At 71.4% G+C, this 3,988-nt stretch carries 3 protein-coding genes and 1 pseudogene; all 4 read left to right on the top strand.

Going from position 1 to position 3,988, the window contains the following annotated elements:
• Positions 1 to 691 (top strand): annotated as a pseudogene (locus ACFFNX_RS44275) (hypothetical protein); the annotation flags it as partial.
• A 104-nt stretch (positions 692 to 795) separates the two neighbouring features.
• Entirely contained in the window at positions 796 to 1,428 is a 633-nt protein-coding gene (locus ACFFNX_RS44270) for an HAD family hydrolase (protein ID WP_378212260.1), read from the top strand.
• An 87-nt stretch (positions 1,429 to 1,515) separates the two neighbouring features.
• The gene (gene pruA, locus ACFFNX_RS44265) at positions 1,516 to 3,144 is read left to right on the top strand and encodes an L-glutamate gamma-semialdehyde dehydrogenase (protein WP_378212259.1); all 1,629 of its coding nucleotides are present in this window, start codon (positions 1,516 to 1,518) and stop codon (positions 3,142 to 3,144) included.
• Positions 3,145 to 3,272: 128 nt separating this feature from the next.
• The gene (locus ACFFNX_RS44260) at positions 3,273 to 3,974 is read left to right on the top strand and encodes an HAD family hydrolase (RefSeq protein ID WP_378212258.1); all 702 of its coding nucleotides are present in this window, start codon (positions 3,273 to 3,275) and stop codon (positions 3,972 to 3,974) included.
• Positions 3,975 to 3,988: the final 14 nt, after the last annotated feature.

Below are 3,988 nucleotides of genomic sequence, written 5' to 3'. Positions count from 1 at the left end.
CGGCGGCCTGGTCGCCGCCGCGGTCGTGGCCGCGGCCACCGGCGCCGTCGTGTCGACCCGCGACTCCGGCCGTCCCGGGGTCACCGTCGTGCCCGCTCCGCCGAACGTGCGGGCGGCGGCGCTCTCCTTCACCCGCACGGGCGGGTACCTGACCGTGCGGGTGAAGGACCCGGTCGCCGACCCGGCCCGGTACAAGAAGGAGTTCGCCGCCCACGGCCTGAACGTCGACCTCCGGCTGGAGCCCGCTTCGGCGAAGTCGGCGGGCACGGTCCTCTTCCTGGAGGACGACGGGAGCGGGCGGGTCAAGATGATCACCGCGCCCGGACACTGCGGAAGCGACACATGTGGGGTCGGCATCAGGATTCCGCTGACCTACAAGGCCTTCGTCCGGGTCGTCTTCGGACGGACGGCGCGGCCGGGCGAGCACTACGACACCGGTCCCGGAGACACCCCCGGCGAGGGTGTGGGCTTGAGCGACGTGACGGGACGCACCGTCGCCGACGTGCTCGCCGAGGCGAAGAGGAAGCACATCGGCGGCATCGAGTACCGGTACGAGCACAACGGCACGGACCAGCCGTACCCGAACGGCATCCCGGCCGACAAGGTGCGGAGCGACTGGTACGTCCACGATGCCGCGGCCGGCGACAGCGGCCAGGTCATCCTGTTCGTCGGCCCGGAGCCCACGAACTGACCCGAGCGGCCGTGCCCGGGCGGGGAGACCCCCGCCCGGGCACACGCGTGCCGGTCCGCGCGGAGGGGTGGACATCGCGGGGGCATCGGGGACGATAGGACGTCATGCACATTGTCTGGGACTGGAACGGCACGCTCTTCGACGACCGCGACGCCATCCTCGACGCCACCAACGAGGTCTTCGCGGGCTACGGCCTGCCGCCGCTGGGGCTCGACGGCTACCGCGCGGCGTACACGCGGCCGATCTGGACGTCGTACGAGCGGATTCTCGGCCGGGCGCTCGAAGACGGGGAGTGGGAGCGGATCGACGCCGCGTTCCACGACTCCTACCACCGGCTCATGGAGCGCTGCCGGCTCGCCGCCGACGCCCGCCGCACCATCGACGTGCTCGCCGACGACGGGCACACGCAGTCGGTGCTGTCCATGTGGCACCACGACCGGCTCGCCGTGACGGTGAGCCGGCTGGGCCTAGAGCTGTCCTTCCGGCGGGTCGACGGGCTGCGGCCCGACGAAGGGGGCGGCGAGAAGGCGAGGTTCATGGTGCGGCACCTGGCGGCGCTGGGCGTCGACGCCGCCGACGTCCTCATGGTCGGCGACAGCGTCGACGACGCGGCCGCCGCGCGGCACGTCGGGGCGCGTGCGGTGCTCTATACCGGCGGCCTGCAGTCCCGCGCCGACCTCGCCCGGTTCGGCGTTCCGGTGATCGAACGCCTCGCCGATGTCGCGCGGCACATCTGACCTGGATCGACGAGCTTTTGTCGGGTATGGCAACCCGTGCTTACGATGCAGAACGACGACGTCGTCGAACGCTGGGGAGTGTTTTCCATGGATGCTGTCACGAACGTCCCCGTCCCGGTGAACGAGCCGGTCAAGACGTACGCCCCCGGTAGTCAGGACCGCGCCGCGCTCGAGGCGAAGATCAAGGACCTGTCCGGTGAGCGGATCGACCTGCCCATGACCATCGGCGGCGAGCGGCGCCTCGGCGGCGGCACGCCCATCGACGCCGTCGAGCCGCACAACCGCCGGCACGTCCTCGGCCGCATGCACGAGGCGACCGCCGCCGATGTCACCGCGGCCGTCGAGGCCGCCCGCGCCGCCGCACCCGCCTGGCGCGCGATGTCCTTCGACGACCGCGCCGCGATCTTCCTGCGGGCCGCCGAACTGCTGTCCGGCCCGTGGCGCTCCACGCTGAACGCCGCCACGATCCTGGGCCAGTCCAAATCGGTGCAGCAGGCCGAGATCGACGCGGCCTGCGAGCTGATCGACTTCTTCCGTTTCAACGTCTCCTTCGCACGCGAGCTGATCAGCCGGCAGCCGATCTCCTCCCCGGGTGTGTGGAACCGGCTGGAGTACCGGCCGCTGGAGGGCTTCGTCGTCGCGATCACTCCGTTCAACTTCACCGCGATCGCCGGCAACCTGCCGTGCTCGGCCGCGCTCATGGGCAACGTCGTGGTGTGGAAGCCGTCGCCGACGCAGACGTTCGCGGCGCACTTCACCATGCGGCTGCTGGAGGAGGCCGGGCTCCCGCCGGGCGTGATCAACCTGGTGACCGGCAACGGGCAGGCCGTCTCGGAGGTCGCCCTCAGCCGGCCCGACCTGGCCGGCATCCACTTCACCGGCTCCACGGGCACCTTCCAGCACCTGTGGCGCACCGTCGGGGAGAACATCGCGAACTACCGGAGCTACCCGCGGCTCGTCGGCGAGACCGGCGGCAAGGACTTCGTGGTCGCCCACCCCTCGGCCGACCCGCAGGCGCTCGCCACGATCCTGATCCGCGGCGCGTTCGAGTACCAGGGTCAGAAGTGCTCGGCCGCCTCCCGCGCCTACGTCCCGCGCTCGCTGTGGAACGGCATGCGCGACGACCTGCTCGCCACCGTCGAGTCCCTGACGATGGGCAACGTCGCCGAGGATCTGTCGGTGTTCATGGGCGCGGTCATCGACGAGCGGGCGTTCGCCAAGCACCGCGAGGCGATCGAGCGCGCGAGGTCCCACGCCGGCGTCGACGTGCTCGTCGGCGGCGGCCTGGACGACTCCGAGGGCTGGTTCGTCCAGCCGACCGTGCTGGAGAGCTCCGACCCGGCCGATGACATCTTCACCAAGGAGTACTTCGGCCCCATCCTCGGCGTGCACGTCTATGACGACGGCGACTACGACACGATGCTGACGCAGATGGAGAGCGCCGCGCCGTACGGCCTGACCGGCTCGATCGTCGCCCGCGACCGGGCCGCCATCGCGGCGGCCTCGGACCGGCTCCGCTACGCCGCCGGCAACTTCTACGTCAACGACAAGCCCACCGGCGCGGTCGTCGGGCAGCAGCCGTTCGGCGGCGCGCGGGCCAGCGGCACCAACGACAAGGCGGGCTCGATCTTCAACCTGACGCGGTGGGTCAGCACCCGCTCGATCAAGGAAACGCTCGTCCCGCCGACCGACCACCGTTACCCGCACATGGGCTGACCGCCGCGCGTGCGCGCGAGGGCGGTGCCCCGGTGGGCGCCGTCCTCGCGCTGAACAGCGGGTTTGCGAATCGAGGGGCGCAACCCCGACCATTAACCGTCGCCCCCATTTCGCCGCAGGAGTCCGTCATGCCCCGTCTCGTGCTGTGGAACGTCGATCACACGCTCGTCGACGTCGGCCGGGTGACGCGGGAGGCGTACGCCGAGGCCTTCCAACAGGTGACCGGGCGTCCCCTGGTCCGCCTGGCGCCGACCGTGGGCCGTACCGAATCGGAGATCATCTTCGAGACCCTGGCATTCAACGACGTCGTGACCACCGAGGACCACCTCGCGCAGTTCATGGCGGCGCTGGGTGAGGCGTTCACCGCCCGCCGCAAGTCCATTCGCAAGGACGGCCGGGTGCTGCCGGGCGCCCGTGAGGCCCTCGCCGCGGTGGCGCGGCAGCGCGACGTCGTCCAGTCCGTGCTGACCGGCTCGATCGAGCCGAACGCCGTCGCCAAGCTGACCGCGCTCGGGCTGGACAAGCACCTCGACTTCAAGGTCGGCGGGTACGGCTCGGAGACCTATCCGAAGGCCGCACTGGTCGAGCTCGCGCGCAGCCGTACGGCCGAGAAGTACGGCGCCGTGATCGCGGACGCCGCGACCGTGCTCATCGCCGACTCGGCGAACGACGTGCGCGCCGCCCAGATCGCCCGCGCCCGTACGATCGCCGTCGCCACCGGCAACGCCACCGAGGCCGAGCTGCGCGGCGCCGGCGCCGACGTCGTGCTGCCCACCCTCGCCGAGACCGACCGCGTGGTCCGCGCGGTGGAGTCGCTGACCACCCCCTGAGCGCGCGTCACGCT

Source organism: Actinoallomurus acaciae (assembly GCF_042429965.1).
Taxonomy (GTDB): Bacteria; Actinomycetota; Actinomycetes; order Streptosporangiales; family Streptosporangiaceae; genus Actinoallomurus; species Actinoallomurus acaciae.
Note: the sequence above shows the minus strand (reverse complement) of the source record. Positions and strands in the feature narration are given on the sequence as shown.

Excerpts from the sequence above, each read along its gene's own strand:
- ACFFNX_RS44260 (WP_378212258.1), top strand. The coding sequence starts at position 3,273 with ATGCCCCGTCTCGTGCTGTGGAACGTCGATCACACGCTCGTCGACGTC.
- pruA (WP_378212259.1), top strand. The coding sequence starts at position 1,516 with ATGGATGCTGTCACGAACGTCCCCGTCCCGGTGAACGAGCCGGTCAAG.
- ACFFNX_RS44270 (WP_378212260.1), top strand. The coding sequence starts at position 796 with ATGCACATTGTCTGGGACTGGAACGGCACGCTCTTCGACGACCGCGAC.